The organism is Caballeronia catudaia, from assembly GCF_001544755.2.
GTDB classification, from domain to species: domain Bacteria; phylum Pseudomonadota; class Gammaproteobacteria; order Burkholderiales; family Burkholderiaceae; genus Caballeronia; species Caballeronia catudaia.
The window spans coordinates 101,732-118,303 of record NZ_FCOF02000012.1 but is presented as its reverse complement, the minus strand read 5'-3'; the positions used below and the strand labels follow the sequence as shown (position 1 = coordinate 118,303).

Below are 16,572 nucleotides of genomic sequence, written 5' to 3'. Positions count from 1 at the left end.
TTATCGGTGAATCGGGCAACAGGCTTCTTGCGCGACAAAATAGCCGCGCGCGAGCGGCATGGAAAAACCGTATTGACGGCGTTTATGTTCCGTATATCTTCGTTGAAGGGCAATGGTGCGCTGTTGCCCTGCAAATCAACTCGCCAAACGAGTGTTATCGTGAAAGTCCAAGGCCCTCTGGCACGTCGGAGCATACGCCGCTCCTGCGCCGATCGCTGCGGCAAGACTCCCGAACGCCGCTTCCTGTCGGTTCTGACCGTCCTCTCCCGCCGCTCGGTGCGGCGTCGCAACGTCCTGTCCGCGCGCGCGTTCATCGCCGTGCATTGCGTCGGCGCGGCTTCGCTGCTGCCGTAGCGCCTCTTCCTTTTCTCTTCGCTGACTGACTGCTCCCGCGCGTGCATCGTCACGCGTGAATGCGCGCGCTTTTGCGATCCATCGCGAAGGCCGTGGAAGCACGCGCCTGTTCAAACCACGAGAACGAAAATGGAACGCATCGACGAATTCCTGCGAAAACATCGCATCACCGAGATTGAAGCGATCATTCCCGACATGGCCGGCACCGCGCGCGGCAAGATCATTCCGCGCAGCAAGTTCGAGTCGGGCGAATCGATGCGCCTGCCGCAAGCCGTGATGATCCAGACCGTCACGGGCGATTATCCCCACGACGGCAGCTTCACCGGCGTCACCGATCCCGACATGATCTGCGTGCCCGATCCCGCGACGATCCGCCTGATTCCGTGGGCCACCGATCCAACCGCGCAGGTCATCCATGATTGCGTGCATTTCGATGGCACGCCCGTCGCGATTTCGCCGCGCCGCGTGCTGCGCGAAGTGCTTCAGAAATACGCGGCGAAGGGCTGGCGGCCTGTCGTCGCGCCCGAACTGGAATTCTTTCTGGTCGACGTGAATCGCGATCCGGATTTGCCGCTGCAGCCACCGGTAGGCAGAACGGGGCGCGCGGAAACGGGACGTCAAGCCTATTCGATCGATGCGGTCAACGAGTTCGATCCGCTCTTCGAAGATATCTATGAATACTGCGAGGTGCAGGAACTGGAAGTGGACACGCTGATTCACGAAGTCGGCGCGGCGCAGATGGAGATCAACTTCATGCACGGCGATGCGCTCAATCTCGCGGATCGCGTGTTTCTTTTCAAACGCACCGTGCGTGAGGCGGCACTGCGCCACAAGATGTACGCGACCTTCATGGCGAAACCGATGGAGAACGAGCCGGGCTCCGCGATGCACGTGCATCAGAGCATCGTCGATGAGGAGACTGGCCGCAATCTCTTCACCGGGCGCGACGGCGAACCGACTGGCCTCTTCTATAGCTATATCGCGGGCCTGCAGAAATACACGCCCGCGCTGATGCCGATCTTCGCGCCGTATATCAATTCTTATCGAAGGTTATCGCGCTTCATGGCCGCGCCGATCAACGTGCAATGGGGCTACGACAACCGCACCGTCGGCTTTCGCGTGCCGCATGCGTCGCCGCAGGCACGGCGCATCGAGAACCGCATACCGGGCGTCGACTGCAATCCGTATCTTGCGATCGCGGCGACGCTGGCCGCAGGCTATCTCGGCATGACGCAGCACCTCGAACCGACCAAGCCGCTCGCGAGCGACGGCTATCGCCAGCCGTATCAACTGCCGCGCAATCTCGATGAAGGCCTCGCGCTGATGGGCGCGTGCGAGCCGCTTGCCGAGATGTTCGGCGACAAGTTCGTGCGCGCGTATCTCGCGCTCAAGGAAACCGAATACGAAGCGTTCTTCCGCGTAATCAGCTCGTGGGAACGCAAGCATCTGCTGCTGCACGTCTGAGATCAGGAGACGACGACATGAACGATCGAATCGACTCGACGGCGCATTACCGCGCGCTCGACGCCGCGCATCATCTGCATCCGTTCTCCGACATGGGCGCATTGAATCGCGCGGGCAGCCGCGTGATCGTGAAGGCCGAAGGCGTGTATCTGTGGGATTCGGAGGGCAACCGCATCATCGACGGCATGGCGGGCTTGTGGTGCGTGAATGTGGGTTATGGACGCCGCGAGCTCACCGACGCCGCGCTCGCGCAGATGAATACCCTGCCCTTCTACAACACGTTCTTCAAGACGACACATCCGCCGGTTATCGAACTATCCGCATTGCTCGCGCAACTCACGCCGCCCACGTTCAACCGCTTTCTCTATTGCAACAGCGGTTCGGAAGCGAACGATACGGCGCTGCGCGCCGTGCATCGCTATTGGGCCGTGCAGGGAAAGCCGGACAAGCGCTATGTGATCGCGCGCAAGAACGCTTATCACGGCTCGACCATCGCAGGCGCGACGCTCGGCGGCATGAGCTATATGCACGAACAGATGCCGTCGAAGATGGAGCATGTCGCGCATATCGATCAGCCGTACTGGTTCGGCGAAGGCGGATCGATGGATGCGGAAACGTTCGGCTTCGAGCGCGCGCGTCAGCTCGAAGCGAAGATTCTCGCGCTCGGTGCGGACAACGTCGCGGCGTTCATCGGCGAGCCGTTTCAGGGCGCGGGCGGCGTGATCTTCCCGCCGTCGAGCTATTGGCCAGAAATCGAACGCATCTGCCGCAAGCATGACGTGCTGCTGATCGCCGACGAAGTGATCGGTGGATTCGGACGCACGGGCGAATGGTTCGCGCACCAGCACTTCGGCTTCGAACCAGACGTCATCACGATGGCCAAAGGCCTCACGAGCGGCTATGTGCCGATGGGCGCGGTCGCCCTATCCGATGCCATCGCGGACGCGATCGTGAGCAATGGCGAGTTCAATCACGGCTTCACGTATTCGGGGCATCCGGTCGCGGCTGCCGTAGCAGTAGCGAATCTGAAGCTATTGCGCGGCGAAGGCATCGTCGCACGCGTGAAGCACGATGTCGGGCCGTACTTTCAGCAACGCTTGCGCGAAGTGCTCGGCGATCATCCTGTCGTCGGGGAGATCGCGGGCGCGGGGCTCGTCGCGGGCGTTCAACTGGCCGCCGACCGGGCGACGCGCGAACGCTTCCCGAATGGCGACGATATCGGCACGCTATGCCGCGACTTCTGCTTCGCGGGCAATCTCGTGATGCGAGCGAGTCACGATCGCATGTTGCTGTCGCCGCCGCTCGTCGTCACGCATCAAGAGATCGATGAAATCATCGACAAGGCGAGAGCCGCGCTCGACGCGACATCGCGCGCGATCACGCACGCCGCTTAGCGAAGTAATCCGCCGCCATGTGCCGAAAGGCCGTGACGGCGGGGTTGTCCTGATCGGAACGCCACGCCATGCTCATTTCGGCCTGAACCGGTTTGCCGGCGATTTCCCTGAATTCGACGTTGTCGTAATGAAATCGCTGCGACGATGCCGGAAGAATCGACACGCCCAATCCCGCGCGAACGAGGGACAGGATAGTGGGCGTCTGATCGATGTATTGCGTGAAATGCGGCTTCACTTCATCGGCGACGAGCATGCTCATGATGCGGTCGTAGAAGTATTTTCCGTGCGTCGGCGAATGCATGATGAACGCCAGCTCGTGCAATTGCTTCAGCTCGATCTGGTCGAAACGGGATAACGCGTGTCCTGCGGGCAGCGCGACGATCATCGGTTCGCGGTCGACGAGAAGGAACTCCACTTTCTGCCGCGACGGCAAAGGCCGCATGAAACCGAGGTCGATGACGTTCGCCTCGAAACCTTCGATCTGCGCTACGGAGATCATTTCGAGCAGCACGACATCGATATCCGGCAAGTCGTGCTTCGCCGCGACGAGCAGCTCGGGAATCAGCTGATAACCCGCGGCGCCCGTGAAACCGATGCGCACGCGCCCCGTCTTGCCCTTGCTCGCGCGCCGCACCGTGCTTTCGGCTTGCTCGGAGAGATTGAGCAGACGCGTCGCGTCCGCGAGAAACACGCGCCCTTCGGTGGTCAGCTTGACCGTGCGGCCGACGCGTTCGAACAGCTTCACGCCGAGATTTTCTTCGAGCAGATGAATCTGCCGGGAAAGCGGCGGCTGCGTCATGTTGAGCAGCGCGGCCGCGCGCCTGAAGTTCAGCTCCGTCGCGGCGGCGACGAAGCAACGCACTTGTCCGAGATCGAGCATTCGTAATCGACGTTGAAGTGATAGCCGATCATTATATGTTCGCGCCGGACGTGTTATCGCTGATGCGTCAGGTCGTCAGACTGCCTTCGGGGCGCTGTCCCGCGAGACCTTGCTCGAGACTTGCGAGCACCATCTCGCCCATCGCCGTGCGCGATTCGATCGTCGCGCTCGCGCGATGCGCCTGCAACACCACGCGATCCATGCCGAACAATTCGGCCGGCACGTTCGGTTCGTCGACGAATACATCGAGGCCCGCGCCCGCGATGACGCCGCGCGATAGCGCTTCGACAAGATCGCTTTCGACCACGAGCTTGCCGCGCGCGATGTTGATGAGATAGCCGTCCTTGCCCAGTGCGTCGAGCACCGCTGCGTTCACGATGCCCTTCGCTTTATCGGCGGCGGCGGCGAGTACGAGAATATCGCTTTCGCGTGCGAGCGAAATAAGATCGGGCGCGAAGCGATAATCGACGTCATCCATCTTTCGCACGTCTGTATAAGCGATCGGACAACCGAACGCGGCGGCGCGCTGCGCGATCGCGCGGCCCACCTTGCCGAGACCCACGATACCCACGCGCTTGCCGCTGAAACGGCGCGACAACGGAATCGCGCCCGGACTCGGGTTTTGCACCCACTTGCCTGTCTTAACGAAGTCGTTGCCGGGACAGATTTCGCGCAACGCGGTGAGGATCAATCCAATCGCGAGGTCGGCCACATCCTCGGTCAATGCACCGAACGTGCCGGTCACCGGAAGGCCGCGCGAGCGCGCGAATTCGAGGTCGACCGCATCGGTGCCGACGCCATTCACCGCGATCACCTGCAACGCGGGCAGGCGCTCGATCAAATCATTCGAAATGCCCGTATGACCGCCGGTGATCACGCCGCGAATCGATGCGCCGTGCTCGCGGATATAGGCTTCCTTGTCGTCCTGCTCGAACAGGCGATGCATCGTGTAGCGCGCATCCAGCTTTTCGTTGATGGCAGGTACGAGGATAGGGTTCAGTTGCAGAATGCTCGGCTTCAATTCGCATGCTCCTGGAATTCGGTTTCTGATGTGGAGCGGATCATCTCTGCTTTTGCCGATAACGTCCAATCCCAAAAGGCTATCAATTGATCCACGAATCGATGCGACGATAAAGCGCGCGGAATCGATTCAATCCGGGAATCAGGTAATAGCAAGAAAAGATTGGACGCTCTTGCGGGTCGTCCCCACAATTCGAAGCATCGGAAGGCATATCAACAATAAAGCCTTTAAAAATGACATCGGAGACAACAGCGTGATCCTGCGCCCTACCCGCTATTCATCCATTCGCCTCCCTCATGCACCCGCATATGCAATGGAGGCATCGCGATGAGCAACGCCGACAGCATCATCGGGTCCGCCAAGGCGGAGCCCATCGCGGAGAAGCGCACGAAGCATCGCTGGGTCGTGATGGGGCTGATCTTCTGCATCTGGGCGATCGCCTGCGCGGATCGCGCCAACTTCGGCATCGCGCTGCCGTATCTGAAGAAGGAATATCACATCACCAACACCGAGGCCGGCCTGATCGTGAGTCTGTTCTCGTTCGCTTACGGCTTCGTGCAGATTCCCGTCGGCCTGCTTTATAAACGCCTCGGCGAAAAGACGACGGGCTGGCTCTTTTCCGTCTTCATGATCCTCACCTCGATCTTCACGGGCCTGATGGGCACGACGTCGTCGGTGTTTCTGCTGATGGCGTATCGCGTGGGCCTCGGCTTGTCGGAAGGGCCGCTTGGCATCGGCTGCACGAACGTCATCAACCGCTGGTTTCCCGCGAAGGAAAAAGGCACGGCCGCGGGCCTGTGGATCGCCGCATCGAAGCTCGGGCCGTTGATCGTGCCTTCGGTGTGCATCATCGTGATCCAGCTTTGGGGATGGCGCGAGATCTTCTATGTGTTCGCGGTGCCGGGCATCGTGCTCGCGATCGTGTGGCTGTTCCTGGTGACGAATTCGCCCGGCGAGAACCGCTTCTGCTCGCCCGCCGAGCGCCGCTATATCGCCGATGAAACAACGGCCGGCAACAGTGGCGGCAAGACGTTCGCCCGCGCACGAATGACGCCGATGCCGCGCCTGGATGCGATCAATCGCACGAAGCGTGTGCCGCAACTCGAGACGATCCGGCAGGTGTTCGGCTCGTGGAATATCTTCGGCATTGCGCTGGGTTATGGCTGCATGATCGGCATCAGCAATATCTTCATCTCGTGGATTCCCACCTATCTCGTCACGGTGAAGGGATTCGCTTCGGTGAAGATGGGCTTTCTCGCATCGGCGCCTTTCATCGGCGCGGTAACGGGCAACATGCTGGGCGGCATCATCTCGGATCGCCTGCTCGGAGGCCGCCGCAAGCCGATGATGCTGCTCGGCGCGCTCGGCACGATGATCATGACCTTCCTGCTGATCGATGCACCCGACAGCGTCGCCTATCTCGGCGCGGCGCTGATGCTGGCGGGCCTGATGCTCGGCATCGGCTTCGCGGGCTACTCCGCGTATCCGATGGGCCTCGCGACGAAAGCGACCTATCCGACGGCGTTCGGCATCGTGAACTCGGTGGGCCAGATCGGCGGCGCATGCGCACCGCTCGCAGTCGGCTTCCTGCTCGACAGCTATAGCTGGACCGCGGTCTTCCTCTACATGGTCGGAACGGCGACGTTATGTCTGTTGTTGCTCCTGAGCGTAGTGGAACCAGTCGCGGAAGAGAACCGATAGACGAATCGCGCCGCTCCACGCGGCGCGATTTTCTTTCAAAGCCCGTTTTCGACCATATCGAGCAGGCGGCCGGCAAGCGGCTCGATCTGCGCGCGCGTCAATCCTTGCAACGGGCCTTCGATCAGGAGCAGCGCAAAGCCATGCACCGCGCTCCACGCGAGATATTCGGCTTCGGGGCGGCGCGTCGAGTCGAGCGCGCCCGCCTCCACCATTTCATCCAGCGCGCGGCTCAGCAACTGAAACGGGTCGAGTCCGCTCGGTCCCACGCCGTAAGGCCCTTCGTGCTCGGCCCATTCCGCTTGCGGCGCAGCGAATGCCGTGCGAAAGAGCCCCGTTTCCGTCTGCGCGAAACACAGATAACCCGCGCCGATGGCTCTCAGTCCCGCACGCGCCGTGTCCGCTCGACGGCGTTTTTTAGGGCGCGACGCGAGTTCCTCCTCCATCGCCTGCGCAACCTGCGACAGCGCTGCGGAACGCACCGCCGATAGCAATTCCTGACGGCTCTCGAAATGACGATAGGCCGCGTTCGGTACGACGCCCGCGCGACGCGTGGCTTCGCGCAGCACGATCGCCTCCGGGCCGCCTTCGCGCGCCAGTTCGATGCCCGCTTCGATCAGTGCGCGTCGCAAATCGCCATGTCGGTACGTGCTACGCGGCTTGCCATTCGTCATTTTTAATCGTCGGGCTTTCCAAATGTGGACACTGTCCATTATCTCTGCTACTTTTTGTGGACGGTGTACACAAGCGGAAAAATAGTTTCACATCGTTGCTTGCCGTTGCTTTGTCACGACGCGGCGGCATCGTGTTCTTCGGTGCGAATCGACAACCAGCAGGAGGCGGATCATGACCGAGTCGAACGATCGTGCGCAGGCGAATGAAGAGGTCGCGCGCATTCGCGAACTGATCGAAGCGTGGCGGCACGCCGTGCTCGCGAAAGACGTGGACGCGCTCGTCAGCCACTATGCCGCCGACGTCGTCGTGTTCGATGTCGTGCCGCCCGCGTCGCTGCGGGGTGTCGAGCATTATCGCGAGAACTGGCAGCGCTGGTTCGACAGCATGAAAGGCCCGCTCACGTTCGAGATGCGGGAAGTGGAAGTCGCCGCGAGCGGCGATCTGGCTTATGCGCACTCCGTCAATCGCGTCGCCGTGGGCGAGCAGGATGACATCGTGCGCGCCACCGTGTGCTTCAAAAAGATCGATGGCGACTGGCGTGTGGTGCACGAGCACGCATCGGTGCCGCTCACGATGGATATGGACCCCGACGAGAAGTCATAACCCCGACGCATGAATCAAGGAGCAGACATGCAAGTGCAACCCTATCTGTTTTTCGAAGGCCGCTGCGAAGAGGCGATCACGTTTTATCGCGAGAATTTGGGCGCGCAAGTCGTCATGATGATGCGTTACAGCGAAAACCCCGAAGCTGGCAAGGCCGAAGCGGCCAGCGGATGCGGCATTCCCGCAGGGTCTGAAAACAAGATCATGCACTCGGCTTTCACTATCGGCGATTCCATGCTGATGGGCTCCGACGGCATGTGCAGCGGCAAGCCGGACTTCAAGGGCGTTTCGCTCTCGCTCACGGCGAACGACGAACAGCAGGCGGAGAAATACTTCAATGCGCTTTCGAACGGCGGCCAGGTGCAGATGCCGATGACGCAGACCTTCTTCGCCAAGCGCTTCGGCATGGTTGCCGACAAGTTCGGCGTGACGTGGATGGTGCTCGGGGGCGTCGAGGGCAAGCCTGCGTGAACATGCACTGAGCATGCGCTGAAACGTCCGGCTGGAACGCCGCTTGCGCGCCTTTGATCGCACCATTCGAAAGGAGTCGCGACATGAGCAATTACGCCGGACGTTCCCAGGAAGACCGCATCGCGCAACGCAAGGGCAAGAAGCCGCTGTCGCAGGAACAGCCGGGCGGCGCGATGGCCGAGCCCGGCACGGAACCCGACAAGGACCATAGCAGCGGCCAGCTGACCGAGGAAGGCAAGCAAGTTTGGCGCACGGGTTCGGGCATCGATGGAGACGGAAAGACCTGACACTCATATCAGTCTTCGGAAACATGAAACAATGGCGGGGTGCCGAATGCACTGATTGCATTGACTGACAGGAGTTTTCGATGAGCGCCCCGCGCAAAAACCATCTTTCAGGCTCGGACATGCCTGCTGAACCAGCCGATCGTCCGACCCGCGAGGAAGCCGAAGCCGCCGTGCGCGTTCTGTTGCGCTGGGCAGGCGACGACCCGCGCCGCGAAGGTCTGCTCGATACACCCGGCCGCGTCGTGCGCGCGTATGAGGAATTCTTTGCGGGCTATACGCAGAGTCCGCACGATATCCTTGCGCGGACCTTTTCCGAAGTTCAGGGTTATGACGAAATGATCGTCCTGAAGGACATTCGTTTCGAAAGCTATTGCGAGCATCACATGGTGCCGATCATCGGCCGCGCGCACGTCGCGTATCTGCCGAACAAACGCGTCGTCGGCATCTCGAAGCTCGCGCGTCTCGTCGATGCTTTCGCGAAACGCCTGCAGATCCAGGAGAAGATGACCGCGCAGATCGCCGATACGCTGGACGAAGTGCTGCAGCCGCTCGGCGTCGGCGTGATTCTCGAAGCCGCGCATCAATGCATGTCGACGCGCGGCGTGCATAAGGCGGGCGTGTCGATGGTCACATCGCGCATGCTCGGCTCGTTCCGCGATGATCCATCGACACGCCGCGAATTTCTTTCCATCGTCGGCAATCAGAGCGCGTTCAGCGTGTCGAATACTTAACCGCGCTACGAATACCCGCGCCGGAAAAAGAAAGGGCCTCGCGGCCCTTTCGTCGCTTCATGCGTTGACTCATGCGCCGAAGCCGTTGCCCGGCACTTCCGGTCCGCTGCCCTCGCGGACCTTGCCTTGCGAGACGTTGCTGCCCGGCGGCACGCTATGCGTGAGCCACACATTGCCGCCGATGACCGAGCCTTTGCCGATCGTCACGCGGCCGAGAATCGTCGCGCCCGCATAAATGACCACATCGTCCTCGACGATCGGATGGCGCGCATTGCCCTTGACGAGCGCGCCGTCGCTCGTCGAAGGAAAGCTCTTTGCGCCGAGCGTCACGGCCTGATAGACGCGCACGTGTTGTCCGATCACCGCCGTCTCGCCGATCACGACGCCCGTGCCGTGATCGATGAAAAAGCTCGGCCCGATGGTCGCGCCGGGGTGAATGTCGATGCCGGTCAGCGAATGCGCGATCTCGTTGATGAAGCGCGCGAGCAGCGGCACGCCGAGCTTGTGCAGCGCGTGCGCGAGCCGATGATGCGTCATCGCCCATACGCCCGGATAGCACAGCAGAATCTCGGTGATGTGCTGCGCCGCCGGATCGCCCGTGAAGGCGGCTTGAATGTCGCTGACGAGAAGCGCGCGGATATGCGGCAATTGCGCACCGAATTCCCGCGCGATCGCGAAGGCTTGCGCGGAGAGTGCCGCATCGCTCGAATCGCGATGCTCGGGCAGAAAGCGCAGCGCGCGGCGGACCTGCTCGTGCAGCAGACGCAAGGTGCTTTCGAGCGTTTGACCGACGTAATAGTCGACGCTTTCGTCGGTCAGATCGGGCGCGCCGTAATGCGTGGGAAAGAGCGCGGAGCGCAGGCCGTTGACGATCCTGACGATCGCCTCGCGCGAAGGCAACTCGCGTATGCCGAGCGGATGCCGCGTGCGATGCAGTTCCTCGCGCGACTGGCGCAAGTCCGCGACGATGCGGGCGAGGCCCCATTCCTGCGGACCGTCGTGCGTCGTGTCGTGGGGAGAATCGAGCGGCGGTACGGCGCCAAGCGTGGGCGTGTTCTGCATGTCGGCCATGAAACGAGAGAAGCGGCCGCCGCGCTTACGCACGACGGGTGAAACATCAAGCGTAACCGGTTTTGAGGAAGCCTGCCGCGCGGCGGTTCGTACGTCGGTGTTCGCGATGTCTCATGTGGACATCGCCTTCACACCGTTATGTGGCTTGCGTCGATCCATCGCACGGCCCAGTCGCGCGCGTGCGCAATGGCATCGTTCTCGCTGCGAAATCGCAAGTCGGACGGAAAAAAGCGGTTCGCGACGAGCTCGCCATCGCTCGTTCGCGAGATCACGACATACGGCTGATAGCTGCCATCTCCGGCCCGGGCGGGCGCGCAGTTTAGAAGGTAGCCTCGATGTGAAAAGGCTGCATCGTGTTGCATGAGTCACCCGTCTGAAAGTGCCCTGCTCGCTCGAATCGCATTGCTCTTCGACGGCAATGGCAGACGCGCCCTCCTGATTGTTCGCATCGTGCCTGTTGCGCTTTGCCGCCGACAGGTTCCAAATGATACTTGCAGGGCATCGGCTTGGGGCCGAAAAAAGCGCCCGAAATTTTGGGTATCCGTTAAGGCGCCTTCCTGAAAGGCTCACGGTTCCGTCGCCAAATAGCCGGAATGAGTTTTGCGTGAAGGCTTGGTTAGTTCATGTCCAACGGAGCATGTGATGAACAACGCTGAAGGAAACGAGTCGCAAGGCAAGCAAAACGAGCGCGCCGCGGATAGCCCGATCAAGACGCCGGCCGCTGAAACCGCGCATGTGAAGATGAGCGACGCGATTAAGGCCGCATCGGGCGGCGAGGCTCACGCGGCTGCGGGCGCGGCCCCCGCCGTGAAGTCGGAAACGACGAAGTCGGGCATGCATGTAGGGCCGCAAGGCCTCTACGAGAAGGCGCCGCGCGGCGTGGATGTAGCGAACGACGACGGGCTCGACGACACCGTCGACGCCGATGCCAAAAACATTCATGCGCGGCGCGAGGCGGAAATGCTTGCGCGCGAGCCGGACTCCGTCATCAACTCGAATGCGACGACAGTGAACTACGTGGCCGAGCCGGGCGATGGCCTCGGCGGCTTCGACAGCCGTCCGGGCCGCAATGGCGTGCTGGTCGCGCTCGAGCACGGCTATCGCCTGATCGATCGCGGCATGGTCGCGCCGACGGTGCCCGAGGTCGAAGAGAAGGTGCGCTACGAAGGACGCGATCCGCACGGCCATACGTTGCGCGGCCGCAAGCATTACGCGCTCAATCATTTGCGGCCGTCGCGACTGATCGAGCTGGAGCGCAGCTGAGCGCAGCACATCTCTGCATAACGAAAGAGCCGCATGGAATAAGCGGCTCTTTTCGCTTCACTGCGCTTTCACGTCATTTCTTTTCTTTCTTCTCGTCATCGGTTTCGATGCGTGTCACGCCGCCCGTCGCGGGCGGATCACTTGCGGGAAACGTGTCTTCGACTGCCTTGTCGACATCTTCTTCGTCGCGTTCGGAATGGGGGTTTTGTTCCTTATGTTCCTTTTGACTCATGGCCGGCTCCTTCTCGTCGTTTATCGTCTTGGCAGGAAGCAACGCGCGTGCCTCAGAGCTGGCACACCATATGCGCATACGCATCGCCAACGACGCGCCGCATCGCAGCAAACGCGAATTGCGGAATAGAATCGATAAAGGGGAAGGCCAGATGACCACGATCCACGCATACGACGAGTGCGAGCAGGGGCCGGACGAAGCAGCGCAGATCGAGCCGGCGGCGCGGCATGTCGTGACGCCCGAACAGCGCTTCACGTCCGCGATTGCATGCCTCGGCGCGGCCTACGCATTGTCGTGGACCGAGTTCGCGCTGACGCTCGCCATCGGGCTACCCGGCGAAGCGTCGAGCCATCCGCTCGCGGCATCGATCGCGTCGCGCGTGCTGGTCGGCCTGCTTTACATCTGCGTCGCGTCGCGGCTGCAATGGGCGCGCTGGCTCACCGTGGCGCTCGGCTTTCTCGCCGTCGCGCTCGTCGCGCCGACGCTCGCGATGCAATGGCATGTCTTCCCCGCCGGCGCATTCGTGAGCGGCGCGGCGCTGGTCTGCAAGTTTGCGGCGTCGCTCTATCTGCTTTCGCGGATGCCCGCGCGCATGTCGAAGCGATAGCCATTCAAAACCCGCGGTTTGCAATCCTTGAAGCGCACGCGCCTTTTTCGCGCGCCCGCGCGCTCGCACAATGGCTGATCTCCCTCAACGTACATTGCGAGCCAGATCATGAAAATCGCTGTCATCGGTGCGACGGGCACGGTCGGTCGTGCGGTCGCCGCGGAACTGAAAGCCCGTCATGAAGTCATCGAAATCGGTGCGACGCGCGGCGCGCATCGCGTCGATCTGCTCGATCTCGACAGCATCAGGCGGCTCTTCGACGAGATCGGCCGCGTCGATGCGATCGTCGCCACGGCGGGCCATGTGCATTTCGGCAAGCTCGTCGACATGACGCCCGAGCAGTTCCGCGTCGGTCTCGACGACAAGCTGATGGGTCAGGTCAATCTCGTCCTCACCGCGCGCGACTATCTGAACGACGGCGGCTCGTTCACGCTGACGAGCGGCATCGTCGGCGCGGCGCCGATTCGCGAGGGCGCGAGCGCGGCGGCGGTCAACGGCGCGATCGAAGGCTTCGTGCGCGGCGCGGCCATCGAATTGCCGCGCGGCCTGCGCATCAACGTCGTGAGTCCGACGATGCTTGAGGAAGCGCGCGAAAGCTTCGGCCCTTACTTCCGCGGCTTCGAGGCCGCGAGCGGCGCGCGCGTGGCGCTCGCGTACAGCCGCAGCGTGGAGGGCGCGGAAACCGGACGCATCTATAACGTGCACTGACAGGCGCGGCCGGCGCGAAGTGTGCATGGAATACAGCGCATCGATCGCTTATCCTCGGCGCTTCATGAAGACGACGGAGCGGCGCGATGCAGTGGACCCGGGACGACTATCGGTTGAGCACGGACATCGATGAATTCGACTTCGATGTCGTGCATCGCTACCTGAGCGAAGTGGCTTACTGGTCGCCGGGCATCGCGCGCGAAAAGGTCGAGCGCGCCGCGCGCCATTCGCTCGCATTCGGGCTCTTTCTGCGCGACGAGCAGATCGGCTACGCGCGCATGATCACCGACACCGCGACCTTCGCCTATCTCGCCGACGTATTCGTGCTGCCCGCGCATCAGGGCGCGGGACTCGGCAAATGGCTGATGCAATGCGTGATGGCGCATCCCGACCTGCAAGGGCTGCGGCGCATGATGCTCGTCACGTCCGATGCGCACGGGCTTTACGCGCGTCATGGGTTCGCGGCGAGCAGGCACCCGGAGCGCATCATGGAGAGGATCGGCAAGGCTTAGCCGCCTTTTACGCCCTGCGTGTTGACGTAGAGCGCATAGAGTCCGTGGCTCGCCGCCATGAACAGCCGGTTGCGATGCCGCCCGCCGAAACACACGTTCGCACAGCGCTCGGGCAAATCGATATGGCCGATCGCTTCGCCTTGCGGCGTGAACACGCGCACCCCGTCGAGTTCGGCGTCGCCCATGCCCCAGCCGCACCACAAATTGCCGTGGATATCGACGCGAAAGCCATCGGGCGTGCCCGCTTCCGCATCGATAAGAAGACGCGGTTCACCGAGCCTGCGGCCGCCGTCGATGACGTCGAACGCGTAGATCGTGCGCGGCGTCGAGCGCGATTCGACCACATACAGCACGGATTCATCCGGCGAAAACGCGAGACCGTTCGGACCGACGAAGGCGTCGATCATCATGGTGATTTCGCCGCTTTGCCCATCGACGCGATACACGCACGGTTTCAGTTGCGCTTCGTTCTTTTCGCCTTCATAGAAGCCGTCGATGCCGAAGGTCGGGTCGGTGAACCAGATCGAGCCATCCGACTTCACGACGACATCGTTCGGAGAATTGAGCGGCTTGCCGCCGTAGCTGTCGGCGAGCACGGTGATGGCGCCGTCGTACTCGGTCCGCGTCACGCGCCGCGTGAGATGCTCGCAGGTCACGAGCCGCCCTTCGCGGTCGCGCGTGTTGCCGTTCGCATTGTTCGACGACTTGCGAAACACGCCGACCTGGCCGCTCTCCTCGTCCCAGCGCAGGATGCGGTCGTTCGGAATATCGCTCCACAGCAGATAGCGGCCATCGCCGAACCAGACCGGCCCCTCGGACCAGCGCGCTCCCTGATAGAGACATTCCACCGACGCCGATGCGATGCGCAGCGCGTTGAAACGCGGATCGAGAATGCGAATGGCTTGGTCGGGATAACGGCGCTCGGAGTGGGTCATGCTCGTTGGTCTCCTAAAAAGCGGATGCGAAGTCCGCGTCGTCAGTTCGGAATCGCGGCTGCGGGCATCGCTTCGAGCGCGGCGAGCGATTTGCGCATGCCCGCGAAAATGCGCTCTGTCACACGATGCGGAAAATCGCCCGGCAGTTGCGCCGCAACTTCGTCGATCACAGCCGGCGTGCGCCCGATGATCCGCTCGATGATCGGTTCGGCGCTCTCCCCGTATCCGCATTTGAGCGCCATCGCGTTGAAATGCCGTCGCTGAATGTCCCGAAGCGCACAGTGCCGCGTCTTGCCCGGTATCGCCATCGCGAGCTTGGTCTTGTACCACGACCACTGATTCGCGCCATCGCCTTCCACCGGCCAGATCGACATGATGTCGTACAGCGGCGTGAGGCGGTATTGTCCGCCTCTCAGCAGGTGAATGCTGAAGTTCTTCGCATGGCCGTCCGGCGCGGCAAGCAGCCAGAAAAGAATCTGCGATGTGATCAATGTTTCGATGTCGGCACGCGCACGGCTCGATTGCTGCAGAACGCGCGCGAGATCGATCACGCCTGGACCACCGTCCTGTTCGTACTTCTTGTGCGGAGGCAATGCGTTCACCTGACAGAAGTCTTCCTGCGGCAAACGAAGAATCCATTCGCCTCCCGGATGCAGGCGCCGGTCGAAACGCTCGACCACGAGCGCGCGCCGCTCGCCGAACGTCGCGATCTCCACGTTCGCGACCGGCAAGCCAAACGCCTGCAAGAGGCGCATGCAGAGCCATTCGTTCTCGACCGATGTGGTGAGGTCGGCTCGGCGATTGCCGACGAGCCCGAGCGGCAGCTTCAGAATATGCGTGGTGGGCGTGGCGCCGTGCGGCTTGAGCCATCGGCCATCGTGACGCAACAACGCGGTCTTCTCCTGCGCACCGGCAAGCGAGATGCGAAAGTCGTCGTCATCGTCCGTGCCGAAGGGCGGGCCGCCGGCGACTTGATCGAGCAGATGTGCGATGTCCTGATCGGTGAGCGGCGTGCCTTCGATCGTGCCGACGCCCGCGGGCGATTCATCCTCCGCGAGCAGTTGCACCGCGCCGACACAATCGCGGCCGATGGCCTGAAGCAGGTCGAAGGCGTCGAGACTGTCGGTCTGGAAGCGCTGCGCGATGCGCCGCCGGATGGCCTCGCTATCGGGCAGGAGATTGTCGAAGTAATTCATGACCGCATCGCCCTTCAGCGACGCGCCGTCGAGCCGGATCGGCAGCGACAGGGAAAGCGGGCGCGCCTCGTCCGAGCCGACCCACGCATCGTCGTAGATGAGTTCCGCGGGCCCGCGCGCGGGCAGACGCCATATCGCCACACGTCGTCCATTGGCCCAGACCGACAACGATCTGGCATGAGGCAGGCGACCCGCCATCACCAATCCGCCTCGTTCGCCTCGAGCAGGGGCGCCTCGGGCCGATCCTGAACCAGCAGTTGCAGTCCGTAGACGCCGAACATCGCGAGCAGTTGCTCCAATGTCAACGCGCTCGCATCGCGTTCGAGCGTCGAAATGCGGCTCTGGCTGATGCCGAGCCGCGCTGCCGCTTGCGTCTGCGTCAGCCCGGCGCGTTTGCGGCCTGCGGCGAGCACGTGACCCATCTGGCCGATGGTGGCGATGACTTGTTGCATGGCGCGACTATCTGTGTG

The 16,572-nt window shown here is 62.2% G+C and carries 21 protein-coding genes; 12 read left to right on the top strand and 9 right to left on the bottom strand.

Annotation, left to right across the window (positions count from 1 at the left end):
* The first annotated feature begins 6 nt into the window (after positions 1–6).
* From AWB75_RS15675 to AWB75_RS15665, 3 genes are all read left to right on the top strand, one after another.
* Entirely contained in the window at positions 7–354 is a 348-nt protein-coding gene (locus AWB75_RS15675) for a hypothetical protein (protein WP_327219138.1), read from the top strand.
* A gap of 129 nt (positions 355–483) precedes the next feature.
* Positions 484–1,818 carry a glutamine synthetase family protein gene (locus AWB75_RS15670; protein ID WP_061124996.1) on the top strand — a complete coding sequence of 445 codons (1,335 nt, stop codon included), beginning with the start codon at positions 484–486 and terminating at the stop codon, positions 1,816–1,818.
* 17 nt (positions 1,819–1,835) lie between these two features.
* On the top strand, positions 1,836–3,212 hold the full coding sequence (locus AWB75_RS15665; RefSeq protein WP_061124995.1) for an aspartate aminotransferase family protein: 1,377 nt from the start codon (positions 1,836–1,838) through the stop codon (positions 3,210–3,212).
* Here the strand turns inward: AWB75_RS15665 and AWB75_RS15660 are convergent.
* Both AWB75_RS15660 and AWB75_RS15655 read right to left on the bottom strand, forming a co-directional pair.
* Positions 3,196–4,092: a LysR family transcriptional regulator gene (locus AWB75_RS15660; protein ID WP_061124994.1), complete on the bottom strand. Its 897-nt coding sequence runs from the start codon at positions 4,090–4,092 to the stop codon at positions 3,196–3,198. The two genes, AWB75_RS15665 and AWB75_RS15660, sit on opposite strands and share 17 nt — an antisense overlap.
* Positions 4,093–4,159: 67 nt before the next feature.
* Complete coding sequence (locus AWB75_RS15655) at positions 4,160–5,113, bottom strand: 2-hydroxyacid dehydrogenase (protein ID WP_061124993.1); 954 nt, start codon at positions 5,111–5,113, stop codon at positions 4,160–4,162.
* Positions 5,114–5,440: 327 nt separating this feature from the next.
* On the opposite strand from AWB75_RS15655, the gene AWB75_RS15650 reads away from it, so the two are divergent.
* Positions 5,441–6,814, top strand: a complete 1,374-nt coding sequence (locus AWB75_RS15650) for an MFS transporter (protein WP_061124992.1) — start codon at positions 5,441–5,443, stop codon at positions 6,812–6,814.
* Between the two features lie 35 nt (positions 6,815–6,849).
* On the opposite strand, the gene AWB75_RS15645 is transcribed toward AWB75_RS15650, so the two are convergent.
* On the bottom strand, positions 6,850–7,485 hold the full coding sequence (locus AWB75_RS15645) for a TetR/AcrR family transcriptional regulator (protein WP_061124991.1): 636 nt from the start codon (positions 7,483–7,485) through the stop codon (positions 6,850–6,852).
* A 172-nt stretch (positions 7,486–7,657) separates the two neighbouring features.
* Between AWB75_RS15645 and AWB75_RS15640 the strand changes: the two genes are divergently transcribed.
* The 4 genes from AWB75_RS15640 to folE all read left to right on the top strand — a co-directional run bounded on the left by AWB75_RS15640 (position 7,658) and on the right by folE (position 9,578).
* On the top strand, positions 7,658–8,089 hold the full coding sequence (locus tag AWB75_RS15640; RefSeq protein WP_061124990.1) for a YybH family protein: 432 nt from the start codon (positions 7,658–7,660) through the stop codon (positions 8,087–8,089).
* Positions 8,090–8,116: 27 nt separating this feature from the next.
* Positions 8,117–8,560, top strand: coding sequence for a VOC family protein (locus AWB75_RS15635; protein ID WP_061124989.1), 444 nt, complete (start codon positions 8,117–8,119; stop codon positions 8,558–8,560).
* Positions 8,561–8,643: 83 nt separating this feature from the next.
* Positions 8,644–8,847, top strand: coding sequence for a hypothetical protein (locus AWB75_RS15630; RefSeq protein ID WP_061124988.1), 204 nt, complete (start codon positions 8,644–8,646; stop codon positions 8,845–8,847).
* Positions 8,848–8,927: 80 nt separating this feature from the next.
* A complete protein-coding gene (gene folE, locus AWB75_RS15625; protein ID WP_061124987.1) occupies positions 8,928–9,578 on the top strand; it encodes a GTP cyclohydrolase I FolE in 651 nt (216 codons plus the stop codon).
* Between the two features lie 69 nt (positions 9,579–9,647).
* Here the strand turns inward: folE and epsC are convergent, their stop codons facing one another.
* On the bottom strand, positions 9,648–10,640 hold the full coding sequence (gene epsC / locus AWB75_RS15620; RefSeq protein WP_061125057.1) for a serine O-acetyltransferase EpsC: 993 nt from the start codon (positions 10,638–10,640) through the stop codon (positions 9,648–9,650).
* A 137-nt stretch (positions 10,641–10,777) separates the two neighbouring features.
* On the bottom strand, positions 10,778–11,011 hold the full coding sequence (locus AWB75_RS15615) for a hypothetical protein (protein WP_087086640.1): 234 nt from the start codon (positions 11,009–11,011) through the stop codon (positions 10,778–10,780).
* A 280-nt stretch (positions 11,012–11,291) separates the two neighbouring features.
* On the opposite strand from AWB75_RS15615, the gene AWB75_RS15610 reads away from it, so the two are divergent.
* Positions 11,292–11,912, top strand: a complete 621-nt coding sequence (locus tag AWB75_RS15610; protein ID WP_061124986.1) for a DUF3005 domain-containing protein — start codon at positions 11,292–11,294, stop codon at positions 11,910–11,912.
* 73 nt (positions 11,913–11,985) lie between these two features.
* Here the strand turns inward: AWB75_RS15610 and AWB75_RS37045 are convergent, their stop codons facing one another.
* On the bottom strand, positions 11,986–12,303 hold the full coding sequence (locus tag AWB75_RS37045; RefSeq protein WP_143746442.1) for a hypothetical protein: 318 nt from the start codon (positions 12,301–12,303) through the stop codon (positions 11,986–11,988).
* Between AWB75_RS37045 and AWB75_RS15605 the strand changes: the two genes are divergently transcribed.
* The 3 genes from AWB75_RS15605 to AWB75_RS15595 all read left to right on the top strand — a co-directional run bounded on the left by AWB75_RS15605 (position 12,296) and on the right by AWB75_RS15595 (position 13,971).
* A complete protein-coding gene (locus AWB75_RS15605) occupies positions 12,296–12,751 on the top strand; it encodes a hypothetical protein (RefSeq protein WP_061125056.1) in 456 nt (151 codons plus the stop codon). The two genes, AWB75_RS37045 and AWB75_RS15605, sit on opposite strands and share 8 nt — an antisense overlap.
* A gap of 105 nt (positions 12,752–12,856) precedes the next feature.
* Positions 12,857–13,459 (top strand): short chain dehydrogenase, encoded by a 603-nt coding sequence (locus AWB75_RS15600; RefSeq protein ID WP_200822988.1) that lies wholly within the window; start codon positions 12,857–12,859, stop codon positions 13,457–13,459.
* Positions 13,460–13,545: 86 nt separating this feature from the next.
* Positions 13,546–13,971, top strand: coding sequence for a GNAT family N-acetyltransferase (locus AWB75_RS15595; protein ID WP_061124984.1), 426 nt, complete (start codon positions 13,546–13,548; stop codon positions 13,969–13,971).
* On the opposite strand, the gene AWB75_RS15590 is transcribed toward AWB75_RS15595, so the two are convergent.
* From AWB75_RS15590 to AWB75_RS15580, 3 genes are read right to left on the bottom strand one after another with little or no spacing between them, the layout of a single operon-like run.
* Complete coding sequence (locus AWB75_RS15590; protein ID WP_061124983.1) at positions 13,968–14,906, bottom strand: SMP-30/gluconolactonase/LRE family protein; 939 nt, start codon at positions 14,904–14,906, stop codon at positions 13,968–13,970. The genes AWB75_RS15595 and AWB75_RS15590 overlap by 4 nt on opposite strands.
* A 41-nt stretch (positions 14,907–14,947) precedes the next feature.
* The gene (locus AWB75_RS15585) at positions 14,948–16,300 is read right to left on the bottom strand and encodes a type II toxin-antitoxin system HipA family toxin (protein WP_061124982.1); all 1,353 of its coding nucleotides are present in this window, start codon (positions 16,298–16,300) and stop codon (positions 14,948–14,950) included.
* Positions 16,300–16,554, bottom strand: coding sequence for a helix-turn-helix domain-containing protein (locus AWB75_RS15580; RefSeq protein ID WP_061124981.1), 255 nt, complete (start codon positions 16,552–16,554; stop codon positions 16,300–16,302). Before AWB75_RS15580 ends, AWB75_RS15585 begins: the two co-directional genes overlap by 1 nt.
* Positions 16,555–16,572 lie beyond the last annotated feature (18 nt).